Annotated in this window: 18 protein-coding genes; 15 read left to right on the top strand and 3 right to left on the bottom strand. The window is 74.8% G+C overall.

The features are described from left to right. Nucleotides 1–89: 89 nt before the first annotated feature. On the bottom strand, nt 90–1,208 hold the full coding sequence (locus V1J52_RS01345; RefSeq protein WP_330137643.1) for a YihY/virulence factor BrkB family protein: 1,119 nt from the start codon (nt 1,206–1,208) through the stop codon (nt 90–92). Between the two features lie 127 nt (nt 1,209–1,335). On the opposite strand from V1J52_RS01345, the gene V1J52_RS01340 reads away from it, so the two are divergent. The 14 genes from V1J52_RS01340 to V1J52_RS01275 all read left to right on the top strand — a co-directional run bounded on the left by V1J52_RS01340 (nt 1,336) and on the right by V1J52_RS01275 (nt 14,121). After that, a complete protein-coding gene (locus V1J52_RS01340; RefSeq protein ID WP_443075676.1) occupies nt 1,336–3,033 on the top strand; it encodes an acyl-CoA dehydrogenase family protein in 1,698 nt (565 codons plus the stop codon). A gap of 86 nt (nt 3,034–3,119) precedes the next feature. Next, the gene (locus V1J52_RS01335; RefSeq protein WP_330137642.1) at nt 3,120–3,500 is read left to right on the top strand and encodes a VOC family protein; all 381 of its coding nucleotides are present in this window, start codon (nt 3,120–3,122) and stop codon (nt 3,498–3,500) included. Between the two features lie 110 nt (nt 3,501–3,610). Next, nucleotides 3,611–4,816 (top strand): nitric oxide synthase oxygenase, encoded by a 1,206-nt coding sequence (locus tag V1J52_RS01330; protein ID WP_330137641.1) that lies wholly within the window; start codon nt 3,611–3,613, stop codon nt 4,814–4,816. A 65-nt stretch (nt 4,817–4,881) separates the two neighbouring features. Beyond that, nucleotides 4,882–5,496, top strand: coding sequence for a GNAT family N-acetyltransferase (locus tag V1J52_RS01325; protein ID WP_330137640.1), 615 nt, complete (start codon nt 4,882–4,884; stop codon nt 5,494–5,496). A 362-nt stretch (nt 5,497–5,858) separates the two neighbouring features. Beyond that, nucleotides 5,859–7,553 (top strand): nitrite/sulfite reductase, encoded by a 1,695-nt coding sequence (locus V1J52_RS01320; protein WP_330137639.1) that lies wholly within the window; start codon nt 5,859–5,861, stop codon nt 7,551–7,553. Continuing rightward, nucleotides 7,550–7,732, top strand: coding sequence for a hypothetical protein (locus V1J52_RS01315; protein WP_330137638.1), 183 nt, complete (start codon nt 7,550–7,552; stop codon nt 7,730–7,732). The genes V1J52_RS01320 and V1J52_RS01315 overlap by 4 nt, the downstream gene beginning before the upstream one ends. Continuing rightward, nucleotides 7,729–8,421: a phosphoadenylyl-sulfate reductase gene (locus V1J52_RS01310; RefSeq protein WP_330137637.1), complete on the top strand. Its 693-nt coding sequence runs from the start codon at nt 7,729–7,731 to the stop codon at nt 8,419–8,421. Before V1J52_RS01315 ends, V1J52_RS01310 begins: the two co-directional genes overlap by 4 nt. A gap of 41 nt (nt 8,422–8,462) precedes the next feature. Next, entirely contained in the window at nt 8,463–9,011 is a 549-nt protein-coding gene (gene cysC, locus V1J52_RS01305; RefSeq protein WP_330137636.1) for an adenylyl-sulfate kinase, read from the top strand. Next, on the top strand, nt 9,008–9,943 hold the full coding sequence (cysD, locus tag V1J52_RS01300) for a sulfate adenylyltransferase subunit CysD (RefSeq protein ID WP_330137635.1): 936 nt from the start codon (nt 9,008–9,010) through the stop codon (nt 9,941–9,943). Before cysC ends, cysD begins: the two co-directional genes overlap by 4 nt. Beyond that, nucleotides 9,943–11,301 (top strand): sulfate adenylyltransferase subunit 1, encoded by a 1,359-nt coding sequence (locus V1J52_RS01295; protein WP_330137634.1) that lies wholly within the window; start codon nt 9,943–9,945, stop codon nt 11,299–11,301. Before cysD ends, V1J52_RS01295 begins: the two co-directional genes overlap by 1 nt. 1 nt (nt 11,302) lies before the next feature. Then, complete coding sequence (locus V1J52_RS01290) at nt 11,303–11,443, top strand: hypothetical protein (RefSeq protein ID WP_330137633.1); 141 nt, start codon at nt 11,303–11,305, stop codon at nt 11,441–11,443. A gap of 203 nt (nt 11,444–11,646) precedes the next feature. Continuing rightward, a complete protein-coding gene (locus V1J52_RS01285; protein ID WP_330138084.1) occupies nt 11,647–12,384 on the top strand; it encodes an ABC transporter ATP-binding protein in 738 nt (245 codons plus the stop codon). Continuing rightward, nucleotides 12,371–13,336: an ABC transporter permease gene (locus V1J52_RS01280; protein WP_330137632.1), complete on the top strand. Its 966-nt coding sequence runs from the start codon at nt 12,371–12,373 to the stop codon at nt 13,334–13,336. Before V1J52_RS01285 ends, V1J52_RS01280 begins: the two co-directional genes overlap by 14 nt. 20 nt (nt 13,337–13,356) lie before the next feature. Beyond that, complete coding sequence (locus tag V1J52_RS01275; protein ID WP_330137631.1) at nt 13,357–14,121, top strand: sirohydrochlorin chelatase; 765 nt, start codon at nt 13,357–13,359, stop codon at nt 14,119–14,121. A gap of 210 nt (nt 14,122–14,331) precedes the next feature. Here the strand turns inward: V1J52_RS01275 and V1J52_RS01270 are convergent, their stop codons facing one another. Together V1J52_RS01270 and V1J52_RS01265 are read right to left on the bottom strand one after the other, a co-directional pair. Next, nucleotides 14,332–14,733: a hypothetical protein gene (locus tag V1J52_RS01270; RefSeq protein ID WP_330137630.1), complete on the bottom strand. Its 402-nt coding sequence runs from the start codon at nt 14,731–14,733 to the stop codon at nt 14,332–14,334. Between the two features lie 120 nt (nt 14,734–14,853). Next, complete coding sequence (locus V1J52_RS01265; protein WP_330137629.1) at nt 14,854–15,399, bottom strand: DUF1697 domain-containing protein; 546 nt, start codon at nt 15,397–15,399, stop codon at nt 14,854–14,856. 203 nt (nt 15,400–15,602) lie between these two features. Between V1J52_RS01265 and V1J52_RS01260 the strand changes: the two genes are divergently transcribed. Beyond that, nucleotides 15,603–17,264, top strand: a complete 1,662-nt coding sequence (locus tag V1J52_RS01260) for a phosphodiester glycosidase family protein (protein WP_330137628.1) — start codon at nt 15,603–15,605, stop codon at nt 17,262–17,264. Nucleotides 17,265–17,300 lie beyond the last annotated feature (36 nt).

Genomic DNA, 17,300 nt, shown 5'->3' with positions numbered 1-17,300 from the left:
CGAGCCGTGTGCACCGGGAAGCCGGGCCGGGCGGACGCCGGGCGGGGACGGGCGGCGCCCGGTGGGGCGGGCGGCGGCGGGCGGGGCCGTCAGTCGCGGTGGTGGCCCTTCAGCCGGGCGCGCACGTCCTCCGGGGGGAGGAAACGGGCCCAGCGCTCGGGGAACTCGGCCGGCCCCGGTTCGTTCCCGCCGCCGGAGCCGTCGCCGTCCTCCTCCTCGTCGCCGTCCTCGTCGTCGTCCTCGCCGCCCGCCGACGGGCCCGCGCGCCCGTCGCGGCGGACGGCCGCGAGGGCCGCGGCGTCCCCCTCGCGCTGCCGGTCCCGGGCGTGCCGGGCGGCGGCCGTGGCCAGCGAGGGCCACACCCGGTCGATGGCGGCGTTGACGGCGGCGCCCACCAGCACCGCGAAGGCGGAGATGAAGATCCACAGCAGGACGGCGACGGGCGCGGCGAGCGAGCCGTAGATCGTCGGCCCCTCGACGGTGCTCGTGAGGTAGATCCGCAGGAGGAAACTGCCGCCCACCCACATCAGCAGGGCGACGAGCGCGCCGGGAATGTCCTCGCGCCAGGGCGAGCGCACCGGCACCGACACGTGGAAGAGCGTGGTCAGGAACGCCACCGACAGCAGCAGCACCGTCGGCCAGTAGAAGAGACGCACCAGCAGCTCGGCCTGCGGCACCCAGCCGATCACCGCGTCGGGGCCCACCACCATCAGCGGCAGGGCGACGGCGCCGATCAGCAGGGCGACGACGTAGAGCAGGAACGCCAGCAGCCGCGTCTTGACGATGCCGCGGTGCCCGTCCAGGCCGTACATCACGGTGATCGTGTCGATGAAGACGTTCACCGCCCGCGAGCCGGACCACAGCGCGAGCGCGAAGCCGAAGGAGGCGATGTCGGGCCGCCCGCCCTCGATGACGTCGTCGATGAGCGGCGCGGCGATGTCGTTGACGCCCCGGTCGGAGAGCACCGCCGCCGACGCCTCCAGGATGTTGCTGCGCACGCTGGCGATGGTGTCCGTGCCGATCCAGGCGTCCAGGTAGCCGAGCAGCCCGATGAGGCCGAGCAGCAGCGGGGGCAGGGACAGCAGGGTGAAGAACGCCGCCTCGGCGGCCAGCCCGAGGATGCGGTACTCCATGCAGGAGTTGACCGTGTCCTTCAGGAGCAGCCACGCCAGCCGCCTCTTGGGTACGTTCCGGTAGAGGCGGCTCATGTGGGCCCGCCGGCCCGACGGACGGCTCGGTGGTGTCGGGGCTGCTCGCACCCGCCCAACGTATCTGGCTCCGGGGGCGCCGCGCGCACCGGTGACGGCCGCGGCGGCTCGGCCTACTGTGTGGGCCATGCCCTCCCCCGCCGACGCGGCCTCCTCCCCGGCCCCCGCCCCGCCCGTGCCGCACGCCACGCACGCCGTCACCAACCAGGTGCCGCCGCTCGCGGAGTACGACGTCTTCTCGGCCGACGCCGCGCTCGCGGAGTCCGTCGCCCGGCAGGTGGCGCCCGGGCGCGCGGACGAGGTGCGGGCACAGCTGTCCGCCCTGGGGCGGGAGGCCGGTTCGGCGCGGGCGCAGGAGTGGGGCGTGCTCGCCAACGAGTACCCGCCGCGGCTGCGCACCCACGACCGGTACGGCAGGCGGATCGACGAGGTCGATTTCCACCCGGCCTGGCACCAGCTCCTGGAGCGCGCGGTCGGCGCGGGCCTGACGGCGGCCTGGGCGCGGCCGGACGGCCACCTGCGCCGGGCGGCGGCCTTCGTCGTCTGGTCGCAGGTGGAGGCCGGGCACGGCTGCCCGGTGTCCATGACGCACGCCGCCGTCCCGGCGCTGCGGGCCGAGCCGCGGCTCGCGGAGCGCTGGGAGCCGCTGCTGACCTCGCGCTCCTACGAGCCGGGGCTGCGCCCGGCCTCCGGCAAGGCGGGCGCGCTCGCCGGAATGGGCATGACCGAGAAGCAGGGCGGGTCGGACGTGCGGGCGAACACCACGCGCGCCGAGCCGCTGGCCGAGGAGGGCCTGTACGCGCTGCGCGGCCACAAGTGGTTCTGCTCGGCGCCCATGTCCGACGCGTTCCTGGTGCTGGCCCAGGCGGACGCGGGACCGACCTGCTTCCTGGTGCCGCGCGTGCTGGAGGACGGCACCCGCAACCCGTTCCGCCTCCAGCGGCTGAAGGACAAGCTCGGCAACCGCTCGAACGCCTCGGCCGAGGTCGAGTTCGACGGCGGCACCCTGGCGCACCGGGTCGGCGAGGAGGGGCGCGGGGTGGCCACCATCATCGGGATGGTGGCCGCGACACGGCTGGACTGCGTGCTGGGCTCGGCCGCGCTGATGCGCCAGGCGGTCGCGCAGGCGACCCACCACGCCGCGCACCGCTCGGCCTTCGGCGGGCCGCTCATCGACAAGCCGCTGATGGAGAACGTGCTCGCCGACCTGGCGCTGGAGTCGGAGGCCGCGACGGCGCTGGGCATGCGGCTGGCCGCCGCGTACGACGCCGCGGGGGCGGGCGACGCGGGGGCGCGCCTGCTGCTGCGGCTGGCCGTGCCCGCCGCGAAGTACTGGGTGACCAAGCGGTGCACCCCGCTCGTGGCCGAGGCGCTGGAGTGCCTGGGCGGCAACGGGTACGTGGAGGAGTCGGGCATGCCCCGGCTGCTGCGCGAGGCGCCGCTGAACTCGGTGTGGGAGGGGTCCGGCAACGTCCAGGCCCTCGACGTGCTGCGGGCGCTCCAGCGGGAGCCGGGGGTGCTGGAGGCGTTCCTCGGCGAGATCGGTGCGGCGCGCGGCGCCGACCACCGGCTGGACGGTGCGGTGAAGGACCTCCTGGTCCAGCTGGCCGACCTCGGCGGCGCCGAGGACCAGGCGCGTCACCTGGTCGAGCGCATGGCGCTGGTGCTCCAGGGCGCGCTGCTGGTGCGGCACGCGCCGTCCCCGGTCGCGGACGCCTTCTGCGCCTCCCGGCTCGGCCGCGAGGGGGGCGCCGCCTTCGGCACGCTGCCGCGCGGGCTCGGCCTCGCGGCCGTCGTGCGCCGCGCCCGGCCCCAGGCGGGGTGAGCGCGCCGGGCCGCCGGCGGACCGGGGCGACACGCCCGGTGGCGCCGTCCCGTGCCGGACGGCCGCCGCTTCCTAGCATGGCGCCCATGGCAATCAAACGCGCGTTCGCCAGCATCCTGTCCGACCGGCTTCCCGAGACGAGGGACTTCTTCTCCGGGCTGCTGGGCCTGTCCGTGGTGTACGACAGCGACTGGTTCGTCAGCCTCCAGGACCCCGACGACCCCCGTCACGAACTGGGCATCTGGCGCCGCGATCACGAACTGGTGCCCGAGCCCTACCGGACGGCCCCCTCCGGGACGGTGCTCACCTTCGTCGTGGACGACGTGGACGCGGTGCACAGGGCCGCGCGGGAGCAGGGCCGGGAGATCGTGGCGCCGCCGCGGGACACCTTCTACGGACAGCGCAGCATGCTCGTGAAGGACCCCAACGGCCAACTCCTCGACATCTGCACCCCGGTGGCCGGATAGCACTCTAGGGTGTGGGCCGGGCGGAACGGGAGCGTCCCGCTCCGCCCGGGGGCGCCCGTGCCCCGACACGGGGCGACCGCCCCCGCCGCGCCGCACCCGAGGGAGTCTCATTGGACCGCGCACACCACCCGGCGACCGCACCCGCGACCTGCCCGGCGGGGACGGGGGCGGGCGCCACGGCCGTCGCTCCGGCGGAAGGACCGGTCGCCGACACCGCCGAGGCGGAGGACTTCCTCCGGCAGTTCTACCAGGAGCACCCCGGGCAGCCGCTGCCGCTCGGCCGGCGGCTGGCGCGGATGCGGGCCGACGTGGAGGCGGCCGGCACCTACCGGCACACCGGACCCGAGCTGGAGTTCGGCGCCCGCGTCGCCTGGCGCAACTCCGCCCGCTGCATCGGCCGCATGTACTGGCGCAGCCTGCGGGTGCTGGACCGGCGCTCCGCGACGTCCGCCGCGGAGATCCACACCCACCTGTGCGAGCACCTGCGGCAGGCCACCAACGACGGGCGCGTGCGGCCCGTCATCTCCGTCTTCGCGCCGGACACACCGTCGCGCCGGGCGCCGCGCGTGTGGAACGACCAGCTCATCCGCTACGCCGGCTACCGCGACGCCGACGGGGGCACCACCGGGGACGCGGCCTACACCGGCTTCACCGAGACCGTGCGGGAGCTCGGCTGGCAGGCGCCGGGCGGGCCGTTCGACGTCCTGCCCCTGGTGGTGGAGACGCCGCACGAGGGGCCGCGGCTGTTCGACGTGCCGCGCGAACTGGTCGCCGAGGTGCCGCTGCGCCATCCCGAGCACCCGTGGTTCGCGGAACTGGGCCTGCGCTGGCACGCGGTACCGGCCATCTCCAACATGCGGCTGCGGATCGGCGGCGTGGACTACCCTCTGGCCCCCTTCAACGGCTGGTACATGGGGACGGAGATAGGCGCCAGGAACCTCGTCGACGCCGACCGCTACGACCTGCTGCCCGTGGTGGCCGAACGGCTCGGCCTGGACACGAGCAGCGTCACGACGCTCTGGCGGGACCGGGCCCTGGTGGAGGTGAACGTCGCGGTGCTGCACTCGTTCGCCGCCGCGGGGGTGCGGATCACCGACCACCACACCGAGTCGCAGCGCTTCCTGACGCACCTGGCGCGGGAGGAGGCGCTCGGCCGGACGGTCCCGGCGGACTGGAGCTGGATCGTGCCGCCCGTCTCCGGCGGCCTCACGCCCGTGTACCACCGGTACTACGACGAGAGCCACCTGCGGCCGAACTTCTACCTCGACCCGGCGGCCCGGTCACTGGGCAGGGGCGTGTGCCCGGCGGGCACCTGAGCGGACGGGCGCGGGCGGCGGCCCGGCCGCCCGGTCCTTCGTGGGCGCCGTGATGGGATGACGGGATGAACAGCACCCCGCCCCCGGACGCCGAGAAGGCCGCCGGCACCAGCGTGAGCGTGACCACCTGGTCCCTGGAGCAGACCTCGCCGCAGGACCTGCGCCCCGTCCGGGAGGCGGACGGCGGTTCCGGGGTGCGGATCGTCCGGGCGGAGGTCCCGAGCCCGGAGTTCAGCCGGTTCCTGTACACCGCGGTGGGCGCGGACGTGACGTGGACGGACCGGCTGGACTGGTCCCACGCGCGGTGGCGGGCGTTCCTGGAACGGCCGGGCACCGAGACGTGGGTGGCGTGGGAGCACGGCACCCCGGCGGGCTACCTGGAGCTGGACGCCCAGCCGGACGGGGTGGTGGAGATCAGCTACTTCGGGCTGCTGCCGGCGTTCCGCGGCCGGGGCACCGGGAAGCTCCTGCTGTCCCGGGGCACCGCGCGGGCCTGGGACCTCGCCGGGCGCTGGCCCGGCCGGGAGCCCACCCGCCGGGTGTGGCTGCACACGTGCAGCAAGGACGGTCCGCACGCGCGGGCCAACTACGAGCGGCGGGGCTTCACGGTGTTCGACGTCCGCACCGCCGCCGAGCCGTACGTTCCCCCGCCCGGACCCTGGCCGGGCGCGCACGGCTGACCCGGTGCCCGCCCCGCCGACCGGGGCACGCGGTGTGACCGGCGCCACACCCGTCCGCTGACCGAGACAGTGTTGTCCGCATCCTGGATTACGGTGGACTGACTTCCCGACCGCGTGCGACGCTTCCGTCATGTCCACAGCTGGAACCCTCCTGGTGAGCCGACGACACGTCGACTTCGGCCGCATGTCCAGCGCCATCTGTCCGGCGGGCTGACAGTCACAGCACCGCCGCACCGCACGTCGCCCCCACCGCCGCGGGCGCGTGCCACCCCCTGACTTCCCCGTGCCGCTCCACCGGCCTGCCCGCGCGCAGCCGGGCGGGCGCCGCACCCTGCCCGTCAGCCCCCGAAGGACCAGCCACCATGGCCGACACGCCCAAGCCAGCCGCCGCCCCGAAGCGCCGCAAGACCGGACGCCACCGCGGCGAAGGCCAGTGGGCCAAGGGACACTTCACCCCGCTGAACGCGAACGAGCAGACCAAGAAGGACGACGACGGTCTCAATGTGCGGACACGCATTGAGACGGTCTACGCCCAGCGCGGTTTCGCCTCCATCGACGGGGCCGACCTGCGCGGCCGCATGCGCTGGTGGGGCCTGTACACCCAGCGCAAGCCCGGCATTGACGGCGGCAAGACGGCCATCCTGGAGCCGGAGGAGCTGGACGACGAGTACTTCATGCTCCGCGTCCGCATCGACGGCGGCCGGCTGACGACCGGACAGCTGCGCGTCCTCGGCGAGATCTCCCAGGAGTTCGCGCGCGGCACCGCCGACATCACCGACCGGCAGAACATCCAGTACCACTGGATCCGCATCGAGGACATGCCGGAGATCTGGCGCCGCCTGGAGGGCGTGGGCCTGTCCACGACCGAGGCGTGCGGTGACACCCCGCGCGTCGTCCTCGGCTCGCCGGTCGCCGGGATCGCCGCCGACGAGATCATCGACGGCACCCCGGCCATCGAGGAGATCCACCGCCGCGTGGTCGGCAACCCGGCCTACTCGAACCTGCCGCGCAAGTTCAAGACGGCCGTCTCCGGTTCGCCGCTGCTGGACGTGGCGCACGAGATCAACGACGTCGCCTTCGTGGGCGTCGTCCACCCGGAGCTGGGCCCCGGCTTCGACGTGTGGGTGGGCGGCGGCCTGTCCACCAACCCCAAGATCGGGGTACGGCTCGGCGCCTGGACGCCGCTGGAGGAGGTCGCCGACGTCATGGAGGGCGTCGTCGGCATCTTCCGCGACTACGGCTACCGGCGGCTGCGCACCCGGGCGCGCATCAAGTTCCTCGTCGCCGACTGGGGCCCGGAGCGGTTCCGGCAGGTGCTGGAGGAGGAGTACCTGGGCCGCAGGCTGGCCGACGGGCCCGCCCCCGAGCAGCCGGTGGAGCGCTGGCGCGACCACGTCGGCGTGCACCGGCAGAAGGACGGCCGCTACTACGTGGGCTTCGCGCCGCGCGTGGGCCGGGTGGACGGCGCGACGCTCACCAAGATCGCCGACCTCGCCGAAGCGCACGGCTCCGCGCGGGTGCGCACCACCGTCGAGCAGAAGATGCTCGTCCTCGACGTGCCCGAGGAGCAGGTCCAGGCGCTCACCGAGGAGCTGGACGCGCTCGACCTGACCACCCGGCCCTCCCCGTTCCGGCGCGGCACGATGGCCTGCACCGGCATCGAGTTCTGCAAGCTGGCCATCGTCGAGACCAAGGGCCGCGGCCACTCGCTCATCGACGAGCTGGAGCGGCGCCTGCCCGGGTTCGACGAGCCGGTCACCATCAACATCAACGGCTGCCCCAACTCCTGCGCCCGCATCCAGGTCGCCGACATCGGCCTCAAGGGCCAGCTCGTCCTGGACGACGCGGGCCGCCAGGTCGAGGGCTACCAGGTGCACCTGGGCGGCTCGCTCGGCCTGGAGCCGGGCTTCGGGCGCAAGGTGCGCGGCCTGAAGGTCACCGCCGACCAGCTGCCCGACTACATCGAGCGGGTCCTGCGGAACTTCTCCGCGCAGCGCACCGAGGGCGAGCGCTTCGCGCAGTGGGCGGCACGCGCCGACGAGGGGGCGCTGTCGTGAGCGAGCGCGCCGCGCCGTACCACTGCCCGTACTGCGGCGACGAGGACCTTCGGCCGTCCGAGGAGGGGCACGGCGCCTGGGAGTGCGGCGCCTGCAACCGGGCCTTCAGGCTCTCCTTCCTCGGCCTGCTCTCCCGCGGCTTCGCCCGCACCGACGACAGCGAAGGGGGCACCGCATGACCACCGCGACCGACCTGCGGGAACGCGCCGAGCGTGCCGGACGGGAACTGGAGGAGGCACCGGCGCTGGAGATCCTGCGCTGGGCGGCCGGCGCCTTCGGCCACCGGTTCTGCGTCACCTCCTCGATGGAGGACGCCGTCGTCGCGCACCTCGCCTCCCGCGCCCTTCCCGGCGTGGACGTGGTGTTCCTGGACACCGGCTACCACTTCCCCGAGACGATCGGCACCCGGGACGCGGTGGCGGCCGTCATGGACGTCAACGTCATCACGCTCACCCCCCGGCAGACCGTCGCCGAGCAGGACGCCGAGCACGGCGCGAAGCTGCACGACCGCGACCCCGACCTGTGCTGCGCCCTGCGGAAGGTGCGCCCGCTGGAGGAGGGGCTGAAGGGCTACGACGCCTGGGCCACGGGCCTGCGCCGCGACGAGTCCCCGACGCGGGCGGGCACCCCGGTCGTCGGCTGGGACGAGAAGCGGCAGAAGGTCAAGGTCTCCCCCATCGCCCGCTGGACGCAGGCGGACGTGGACGCCTACGTCGCCGAGCACGGGGTGCTGACCAACCCGCTGCTGGACGACGGCTACGCCTCCGTCGGCTGCGCGCCCTGCACCCGCCGGGTCCTGGCGGGCGAGGACGCCCGCGCCGGGCGCTGGGCCGGCAGCGGCAAGACCGAGTGCGGGCTGCACGGCTGATGGCGGCACAGGTGACCACGGACGGAACGCAGGGAGCGAAGATGAGCGACGCGAGCGGGCGCGGCGCGACGGTGTGGCTGACCGGCCTGCCCAGCGCGGGCAAGACGACGATCGCCCGCGCGCTGGCCGGGCTGCTGGCGCGGTCCGGGCGGCGCGTCGAGGTGCTGGACGGGGACGAGATCCGCGAGTTCCTCTCCGCGGGTCTCGGCTTCTCCCGGGAGGACCGGCACACCAACGTGCAGCGGATCGGCTTCGTGGCCGAACTGCTGGCGTCCAACGGCGTGACCGCCCTCGTGCCGGTGATCGCACCCTTCGCGGACAGCCGCGAGGCCGTGCGCAAGCGGCACGAGCGCGCGGGGACGCCGTACCTGGAGGTGCACGTCGCCACCCCCGTCGAGGTGTGCTCGCAGCGGGACGTGAAGGGCCTGTACGCCAGGCAGGCCGCCGGGGAGATCTCCGGACTGACCGGGGTGGACGACCCCTACGAGGCGCCCGCCGCCCCGGACCTGCGCATCGCCGCGCACGAACAGACCATCGAGGGTTCCGCGGCGGCGCTGCACGCGCTGCTCACCGAGAGGGGACTGGCATGACGACCGCGGCCGCGCTCGCCGAGGCGACCGACAGCCCGTACGCGCTCACCCACCTGGACGCGCTGGAGTCCGAGGCGGTGCACATCTTCCGCGAGGTGGCGGGCGAGTTCGAGCGGCCGGTGATCCTCTTCTCCGGCGGCAAGGACTCCATCGTCATGCTGCACCTGGCGCTGAAGGCGTTCGCGCCCGCGCCGGTGCCGTTCGCGCTGCTGCACGTGGACACCGGGCACAACTTCCCCGAGGTCATCGACTACCGCGACCGCACGGTCGCCCGGCACGGGCTGCGGCTGCACGTGGCCTCCGTGCAGGAGTTCATCGACCGCGGCGAGCTGCGCGAGCGCCCCGACGGCACCCGCAACCCGCTCCAGACGGTGCCGCTGCTGCGCGCCATCGAGACCAGCCGCTTCGACGCCGTGTTCGGCGGCGGGCGGCGCGACGAGGAGAAGGCCCGCGCCAAGGAGCGGGTGTTCTCGCTGCGCGACGAGTTCGGCGGCTGGGACCCGCGCCGCCAGCGGCCCGAGCTGTGGCAGCTCTACAACGGGCGGCACGCGCCCGGCGAGCACGTGCGGGTCTTCCCGCTGTCCAACTGGACCGAGCTGGACGTGTGGCAGTACATCGCCCGCGAGGAGATCGAACTGCCCGCCATCTACTACGCGCACGAGCGTGAGGTGTTCGCCCGCAGCGGCATGTGGCTCGCGCCGGGCGAGTGGGGCGGCCCGAAGGAGGGCGAGCGCGCCGAGAAGCGGCTCGTGCGCTACCGCACCGTCGGCGACATGTCCTGCACCGGCGCGGTGGACTCCGACGCCGACACGATCGAGAAGGTCATCGCGGAGATCGCCGCCTCCCGGCTGACCGAGCGCGGCGCGACCCGGGCCGACGACAAGCTGTCCGAGGCGGCGATGGAAGACCGCAAGCGCGAGGGGTACTTCTGATGAGCCAGACGAGCACGACGGCGGCCGGCGCGCCGGACCACACCGCCGCCACCTCGCTGCTGCGCTTCGCCACCGCCGGCAGCGTGGACGACGGCAAGTCCACCCTGGTGGGACGGCTGCTGCACGACTCCAAGTCGGTGCTGGCCGACCAGCTCGAAGCCGTCGAGCACGCCTCCCGCAACCGCGGCCAGGAGGCACCGGACCTGGCCCTGCTCACCGACGGGCTGCGCGCCGAGCGCGAGCAGGGCATCACCATCGACGTCGCCTACCGCTACTTCGCCACCCCGCGCCGCCGGTTCATCCTCGCCGACACCCCGGGGCACGTGCAGTACACCCGGAACATGGTGACCGGCGCGTCCACCGCCGAGCTGGCCGTGGTGCTGGTGGACGCCCGCAACGGCGTCGTCGAGCAGACCAGGCGGCACGCGGCCGTCGCCGCCCTGCTGCGGGTGCCGCACGTGGTGCTGGCCGTCAACAAGATGGACCTGGTGGACTACGCCGAGCCCGTCTTCGCCGACATCGCCGAGGAGTTCACCGCCTACGCGGCCTCCCTCGGCGTCCCCGAGATCACCGCCGTCCCCATCTCCGCCCTGATCGGCGACAACGTGGTGACGCCTTCCGCGCACATGGACTGGTACGGCGGCCCCACCGTCCTGGAGCACCTGGAGACGGTGCCGGTCACCCACGACCCGACGGACGACGTGGCGCGCTTCCCCGTGCAGTACGTCATCCGTCCGCAGACCCCGGAGCTGCCCGACTACCGCGGTTACGCGGGCCAGCTCGCCTCCGGCGTGCTGCGCGTGGGCCAGGCCGTCACCGTGCTGCCCTCGGGCCGCAGCTCCACGATCACCGCCATCGACGCGCTCGGGCGCTCCGTGGACGTCGCGTGGGCACCCCAGTCGGTGACGCTGCGGCTCGCGGACGACCTGGACGTCTCGCGCGGCGACCTCATCGCCCCGGCGGACGCCACGGTGGCCACCAGCCAGGACCTCACCGCGACCGTGTGCCACCTGCACGACGCGCCGCTCACCGTCGGACAGCGGGTGCTGCTCAAGCACACCACCCGCACGGTCAAGGCCATCGTCAAGCAGATCCCGTCCCGGCTCACCCTCGGCGACCTCTCCCAGCACCCGGAGCCCGGGGAGCTGGTGGCCAACGACATCGGCCGCGTGGTGCTGCGCACCGCCGAGCCGCTGGCCGTCGACGCCTACGCCGACTCCCGGCGCACCGGATCGTTCCTCCTCGTCGATCCGGCCGACGGCAGCACGCTGACGGCGGGCATGGCCGGTGACGCCTTCGCCGAGGCGGCGGCGGACGGGCGGCCCGAGCGGGCCGACGACGCGGACTGGGACTTCTGACATGGCCCGGACGGCCGGCGTGACCGGCCCGGCCGCGCCCGCCGGGCGCGGCGCCTACGCGACGTTCGACCGGCGCGGCGTCCGCGTCGGCAGCGGCCTCCTCGGCAGCGGCCAGGGCGGCATCGGGCGATGCCGCCGGTGACGCCGCCGCCGACGCCCGCACCACCGGCGCCGCCCCCGGCGGCCCACCCGTACGTCCCTTCTCACCTGCCGTAGCCGCCCCGCCGGGTGGCGCACGACGAGAGGACACCCTCCGTGCCCGTGAAAGTCGCCACCCCCGCCCCCGCATCCGTCGCCACGCCGGGCCCGTCCGCCGCGGCCGCCGCGCCGCCCGCGCCGTACGCGGTGCGCCTCGACCACGTCTCCAAGGCGTTCGGGCGCCGGGGCGCGCAGCAGCTCGTGCTGGACGACGTCTCGCTGGAGGCCGCGCCGGGTGAGTTCGTGTGCCTGCTGGGCGCGTCGGGCTGCGGCAAGTCGACGCTGCTGAACCTCGTCGCCGGTCTCGACCAGCCGACGTCCGGCGAGGCGCGGGTGCCGTTCGGACGGCCCGCCCTGATGTTCCAGGACCACGCGCTGTTCCCGTGGCTGAGCGCGGGCCGCAACGTCGAACTGGCGCTGCGCCTGGCCGGGGTGGCGAAGGCCGAACGGCGGGAGCGGGCCGAGGAGCTGCTGCACCTGGTGCGGCTGCCGGACGCGTACGGCAAGCGGGTGCACCAGCTCTCCGGCGGCATGCGGCAGCGGGTGGCGCTGGCCCGCTCCCTGGCCCAGGGCAGCGAGGTCCTGCTGATGGACGAGCCGTTCGCCGCGCTGGACGCGATCACCCGCGACCTGCTGCACGAGGAGCTGACGCGGGTGTGGTCCGAGCGGAAGCTGACGGTCCTCTTCGTCACCCACAACGTGCGCGAGGCCGTCCGGCTGGGTCAGCGCGTGGTGCTGCTGTCCTCGCGTCCCGGGCGGATCGCCCGCGAGTGGGACGTCGACCTGCCCTACCCGCGCCGCATCGAGGACGCGGGCGTCACCTCGCTCGCCCGGGAGATCACCGGCCACCTGCACCAGGAGATCGTGCGCCATGCCCGCCACTGACGCCGCGCAGGCCGGACGGCCGGGCGGCGGTCCGGCCGCGGGGGGCGCGGGGGGCGCGGGGGACGCGTCCGAGGACCCGCGCGGTCCCGGTGGCGCCCCCGGGGCCGACGGCTGCGACGACTCCGACGAGATGGCCTCCGGGCTCGACGCGCTGGAGACCCAGCCCGCCGCCGTCGAAGCGTCCCGCCGCGCCCTGGCCAAGGCGACGCCGCCGCTGCTGGCGCTCGCCGCCGTGCTGGTGCTGTGGCAGCTCGTGCACACCCTCGGCTGGTCGGCGCGGCTGCCCTCCCCCGGCGCCGTCGCCGGGGAGCTGTCCGCCTCCCTGTCGGACGGCACGCTGCTGCCCGCGCTCGGACACAGCGTGCTGCGCTGCCTTATCGGGTTCACCGCCTCCGCGGCGCTCGGAGTGCCGCTCGGGGTGCTGCTGACCCGCGTCGCCGCCCTGCGGACCGTCCTCGGCCCGGTGCTCTCGGCGCTCCAGTCGCTGCCCGCCGCGGCCCTCGTCCCGGTCGCCGTCATCGCGCTCGGCCCGTCCGAGGGCGCCGTGTACGCCGTCGTCCTGCTCGGCGCCGTCCCGTCGATCGCCGTCGGGGTGGCGGCCGGCATCAACCAGGTGCCGCCGCTGCTCCTGCGGGCGGGACACTCGATGGGCGCCACCGGTTCGCGCGGCGCGCTGCACGTCCTGCTGCCCGCCGCGCTGCCCGGCCTCATCTCCGCGCTGCGGCAGGGCTGGACGTTCGGCTGGCGCGCGCTCATGACCGCCGAGCTGATCACCGCGACACCGCTGCCGGGCATCGGCCGCATGCTGGCCGAGGGCAACGCCGCCGAGTCGATGAGCGGGGTGCTCGCCGCCGTCGCCCTCATCCTCGCGGTGGGCGTCCTCGTGGAGTCCGCCCTGTTCACCCCGCTCGAACGCCGCGTCCTGCACAGCCGGGGCCTCACCGGCCGCTGACGGAAACGGAAGACCTCCCCATGCGCTCCCCCACCCTGCTCGTCATCGCCCACGGCAGCCGCGACCCGCGCCATGCCGCGACCGTCGCCCGCCTGTGCGACCGGGTGCGGGCGCTGCGGCCCGGCCTGCCGGTGGAGACCGGACACCTCGACTTCAACGCCCCCTCGGTGCCGCAGGTGCTGTCCCGGCTGCACGCCGGGGCGGGCGGCCGCAGCCGCGAGGTGGTGGCGCTGCCGCTGCTGCTCACCCGCGCGTTCCACGCCAAGAGCGACATCCCCGGGGTGCTGCGCGAGACGCTGCCCCGGCTGCCGCGGCTGACCGTCCACCAGGCCGGTGTGCTCGGCCCCGACGCCCTGCTGACCGCCGCACTGGAGCGGCGGCTGCGGGAGGCCGGGCTGCGCGCGGGCGACATCGGCTCGACCGGGGTCGTCCTGGCCTCGGCGGGCTCCTCGGACCCGGAGGCGATCGCAGCGATCGCTGAAACCGCGCGGGAGTGGCGGCGTACCACCGGTTGGTGCGCCGTGCGGCCTGCGTTCGCCTCCGCGTCACCGCCCCGCACGGCGGACGCCGTCCGCGCCCTGCGCGCGGACGGTGTCCGCCGTGTGGCGGTGGCCCCCTACGTCCTGGCCCCCGGCTTCCTGCCGGACCGGATCGCGCGCGGCGCCCGGGAGGCCGGCGCCGACCTGCTCGCCCCGGTCCTGGGCGACGCCCCGGAGGTGGCCCGGCTGCTGCTGCGCCGCTACGACGAGGCCCGCGCACACCGCCCGCAGCTCCTCACCGCCTGACACCGCCCGCGCCGCGCCGCCGGGCGCGGCCGTCCTGCGCGGGGACCGGACGACCCCCGACGGCCTCACCGCGCCCGGCACGCCCCGGGCACCCCCTGACCACGCGCGCGCCGGGCCCGTCCTCCCCTGTGCACTCACCGGCCGGAGCCTGAGGCCGCACCGGAAACACATCCGGTGGGGCCTCGACTGAACTGTCGGAGAGTGTTCCCGTCAGTGACCATCAAGCATCTCTTCGGCTACCGCCTTGATGGCTTCCAGCGTCCCATCGTCCACTGCGAGTGGCGCTGCCAGCGTTTCGATCCAGTCCCGCATTTCGCCTGCTGTCAGGTCACGCCAATGCGGATACAGCACAACTCGTCGAGCAATGAGCTGCCAGCGATGCTGATGCTGCGAAAGTTGATACCAGTCAGCCTGTCCCTGCGCTCGCCCTGGCGTTGAGCTCGAACGCAATCCGGAGATCAGAGCTTCGCGAAGGTGATTCAGCGCCGACGCGTATATCGGACTCCCGTTCAGCACGTCCGCGTCAGCTGAAAGCACGAATTTGAGCTCCATACCGGCACGGAGCAGCATCTCCATCTGGGCGAAGTCGTCGAACTCGACCAGCTCTGACATCAGAAAGGCTCTCTTCCAATGGGCTGCGTCGTTCCCGTAGAGGGCTGTCGCCCGCCCGCGGTGGTCGCTACGGCGAACCGAGGGACGTTCTGGCTCGTGGAGGGACACACTCGCCATCGGTCAGGTGGCGGGTGCGGCCAGTTCGCGGAGTCTGGTGACGGTGCGCCAGTTGCGGCCGGTGAGAACCGTGCCGCGCAGGGCGGAGGTGACCGCGTCGGGGAGCCTGCTGCGGCCCATGCCGTCCGGGAACCAGCAGAACACCTCGCGCTCCCCCGTCTCGAACACGTCGGGCGCGTGGGCTGCGGGGTCGATGGCGGCGAGGCGGGCCGCGTCCAGCTCTTCCCCGGCGAACAGCACCAGCACCTTGGCCGGGTCCAGCCCCGCGGCGGGGAAGGGGCAGCGGGCGGCGGTGCCGTGCAGTCCGGGCGCGGTCAGGACGAGGCAGTCCACGGGGAAGCCGAAGCGGGCCGCGATCGCCGCCTCGGTCTCCTCCCGCACCGCCGCGGCGTTCGGCCCCGGGGCGTCGAAGACGGCGTTCCCGCTCTGGAGGTACGTGCGGACCTCTCCGTAGCCGAGCCCCTCCAGCACCGTCCGCAGCTCGGCCATCGGTACCTTCCGGTGCCCGCCGACGTTGATCCCCCGCAACAGCGCCACGTACCGCGTCATGGTGGCAGCCTAGCCAAGCCCACCGACAGCGCATGAACGCGCCGGGCCCCCGCCCGCCCCGTTCACGTCCGGGCCGGGCAGCCGCTACCCGGTGCTCAGCCGCCGGGCGCATCATGGGCAGTGGACATGACAGGAGCCACCTCGTGTCTCCTGCCCTGACCAGGCCGGATACGCTGCGCTGTCGGTTCGAGAGGGAGACAAACGTGACAAAGCTTCCGGGTAGCCGCTGGGCGACCGTACCGGGCGCCCTCGCGGTCGCACTGCTCGCCACCTCGTGTGCGGCAGCACCGGCACCATCCACGGCCCCCGCGGGCGTCGCGCGGTCCGCGGGGCCGGTTCCCGCGGTCGCGGAGGAACTGCCGCTCGGACCGGACACGCTGGAGGAGAGCCGGACCGTCCGCGACGTCGCCCCCGGGGTGACGCACACGACGATCGAGCGCGGGCACACGCCGTCGGGGGCGCCCTGGACGGTGACGGCCGGTTTCGGCACCACCGAGGCCGAGGTGCGCGAGCTGGAGCAGCGGGTGCGGGCGGCGGGGTACACCCCGCGGCGGGACGCCGCCGCCGGTCCGGACCCGGCCGGGGACGCGCGGCGGCCGCTGGGCTGGATGGTGCGCGTCGGCCGGTACGCGGACGAGGCCGCCGCGAACCGGACCAGGCAGGCGCTGCGCGCCGCGGGCGTCGGCGCCAAGGTGCAGAGCGTGCCCACGGACGGCCACCCCACCTCCGGCCCGTGGTCGCTGGACGTGCTCGTGGTGGACCCGGAGGAGTTCGACGGGCGGATCGCCGCCGAGCTGGCCCAGGGCGAGGTGCCCGGACGGGAGCGCGTCTCGTCGATCGCCCGGCGCACCGGCGCGCTCGCCGCGGTCAACGGCGGGTACTTCGTCCTCGGCTCGCGGACCGAGCCGGGACCCTGGGTGGCCGGGACGGAGGGCGACCTCGCGGGGATCTCCGTCGTGGACGGGGAGCTGGTCTCCGAGGCCGTGGGCGACCGGCCCGCGCTCGTCCTGCCGTCCGGCTCCGGCGAGGGGGCGGCGGTGCGGCGGCTGCGCACCCGGCTGTCCGTCCGCACGGCCGGTGGCGCCGAGCGGCAGGTGACCGGGCTGAACCGGCAGGCGGGGCTGATCGCCAACTGCGGCGGTGTGGGCGACGCGACCCCGATGCGGACGCCGGCCCACGACTACACGTGCGGGAACGCCAACGAGCTGGTCGCGCTCACGGCGGCCTTCGGCGGCACGGCGCCCTCCGGCACCGGCTACCAGGCGGTGCTGGACGGCGGCGGGCGGGTGACGGCCGTCCGCGAGGGGCGCGGCGGCGCGGTGCCGTCCTCGGGCACGCTGCTCCAGGGCACGGGCACGAGCGCCGACTGGCTGCGGACGCACGCCGTGCCCGGCGCCGTCCTGCGGGTCGGCCGCACCGTGCTCGACGCGGAGACCGGCCGGGCACTGCCCCCGGCGGCCGGCACGTCGGTGGTCAACGGGGGCCCGCTGCTGCTGCGCGACGGCGAGGTGGCGCTCGACCCCGTCCGGGACGGCTGGAGCCCGCGGGACGTCCTGGGCGCCGACCGGGCCGCCTTCTACAACGACTGGTACCTGCGCCGGAACCCGCGGACGGCGGCGGGCGTCACGGCGGACGGGAAGGTGATCCTGCTCACGGCCGACGGGCACGTGCCGGGCCGGGGCGTGGGGCTGACGATCACCGAGACCGCCGGCGTGATGCGCGCGCTCGGCGCGGTGGACGCCCTCAACCTGGACGGCGGCGGTTCCACCACGATGGTGGTGGACGGCGCGCTGGTGTCCCGGCCGAGCGACGCCGCCGGGGAGCGGCCGGACGGCGACGCCGTGGTGCTGGTGCCGCGGCCCTGAACCGGCCCGCGCGCCCCGCACGCGCACCACCGGCGT

It is taken from the genome of Streptomyces solitudinis (assembly GCF_036323765.1).
Classification (GTDB): domain Bacteria; phylum Actinomycetota; class Actinomycetes; order Streptomycetales; family Streptomycetaceae; genus Streptomyces.
Note: the sequence above shows the minus strand (reverse complement) of the source record. Positions and strands in the feature narration are given on the sequence as shown.

What these genes read in the sequence shown, in the direction of transcription:
- cysD (WP_330137635.1), top strand. Translation starts at nt 9,008, where the DNA reads ATGACGACCGCGGCCGCGCTCGCCGAGGCGACCGACAGCCCGTACGCG.
- V1J52_RS01280 (WP_330137632.1), top strand. Translation starts at nt 12,371, where the DNA reads ATGCCCGCCACTGACGCCGCGCAGGCCGGACGGCCGGGCGGCGGTCCG.
- V1J52_RS01275 (WP_330137631.1), top strand. Translation starts at nt 13,357, where the DNA reads ATGCGCTCCCCCACCCTGCTCGTCATCGCCCACGGCAGCCGCGACCCG.
- cysC (WP_330137636.1), top strand. Translation starts at nt 8,463, where the DNA reads ATGAGCGACGCGAGCGGGCGCGGCGCGACGGTGTGGCTGACCGGCCTG.
- V1J52_RS01295 (WP_330137634.1), top strand. Translation starts at nt 9,943, where the DNA reads ATGAGCCAGACGAGCACGACGGCGGCCGGCGCGCCGGACCACACCGCC.
- V1J52_RS01265 (WP_330137629.1), bottom strand. Translation starts at nt 15,399, where the DNA reads ATGACGCGGTACGTGGCGCTGTTGCGGGGGATCAACGTCGGCGGGCAC.
- V1J52_RS01335 (WP_330137642.1), top strand. Translation starts at nt 3,120, where the DNA reads ATGGCAATCAAACGCGCGTTCGCCAGCATCCTGTCCGACCGGCTTCCC.
- V1J52_RS01345 (WP_330137643.1), bottom strand. Translation starts at nt 1,208, where the DNA reads ATGAGCCGCCTCTACCGGAACGTACCCAAGAGGCGGCTGGCGTGGCTG.
- V1J52_RS01320 (WP_330137639.1), top strand. Translation starts at nt 5,859, where the DNA reads ATGGCCGACACGCCCAAGCCAGCCGCCGCCCCGAAGCGCCGCAAGACC.
- V1J52_RS01340 (WP_443075676.1), top strand. Translation starts at nt 1,336, where the DNA reads ATGCCCTCCCCCGCCGACGCGGCCTCCTCCCCGGCCCCCGCCCCGCCC.
- V1J52_RS01270 (WP_330137630.1), bottom strand. Translation starts at nt 14,733, where the DNA reads ATGTCAGAGCTGGTCGAGTTCGACGACTTCGCCCAGATGGAGATGCTG.
- V1J52_RS01325 (WP_330137640.1), top strand. Translation starts at nt 4,882, where the DNA reads ATGAACAGCACCCCGCCCCCGGACGCCGAGAAGGCCGCCGGCACCAGC.
- V1J52_RS01310 (WP_330137637.1), top strand. Translation starts at nt 7,729, where the DNA reads ATGACCACCGCGACCGACCTGCGGGAACGCGCCGAGCGTGCCGGACGG.
- V1J52_RS01290 (WP_330137633.1), top strand. Translation starts at nt 11,303, where the DNA reads ATGGCCCGGACGGCCGGCGTGACCGGCCCGGCCGCGCCCGCCGGGCGC.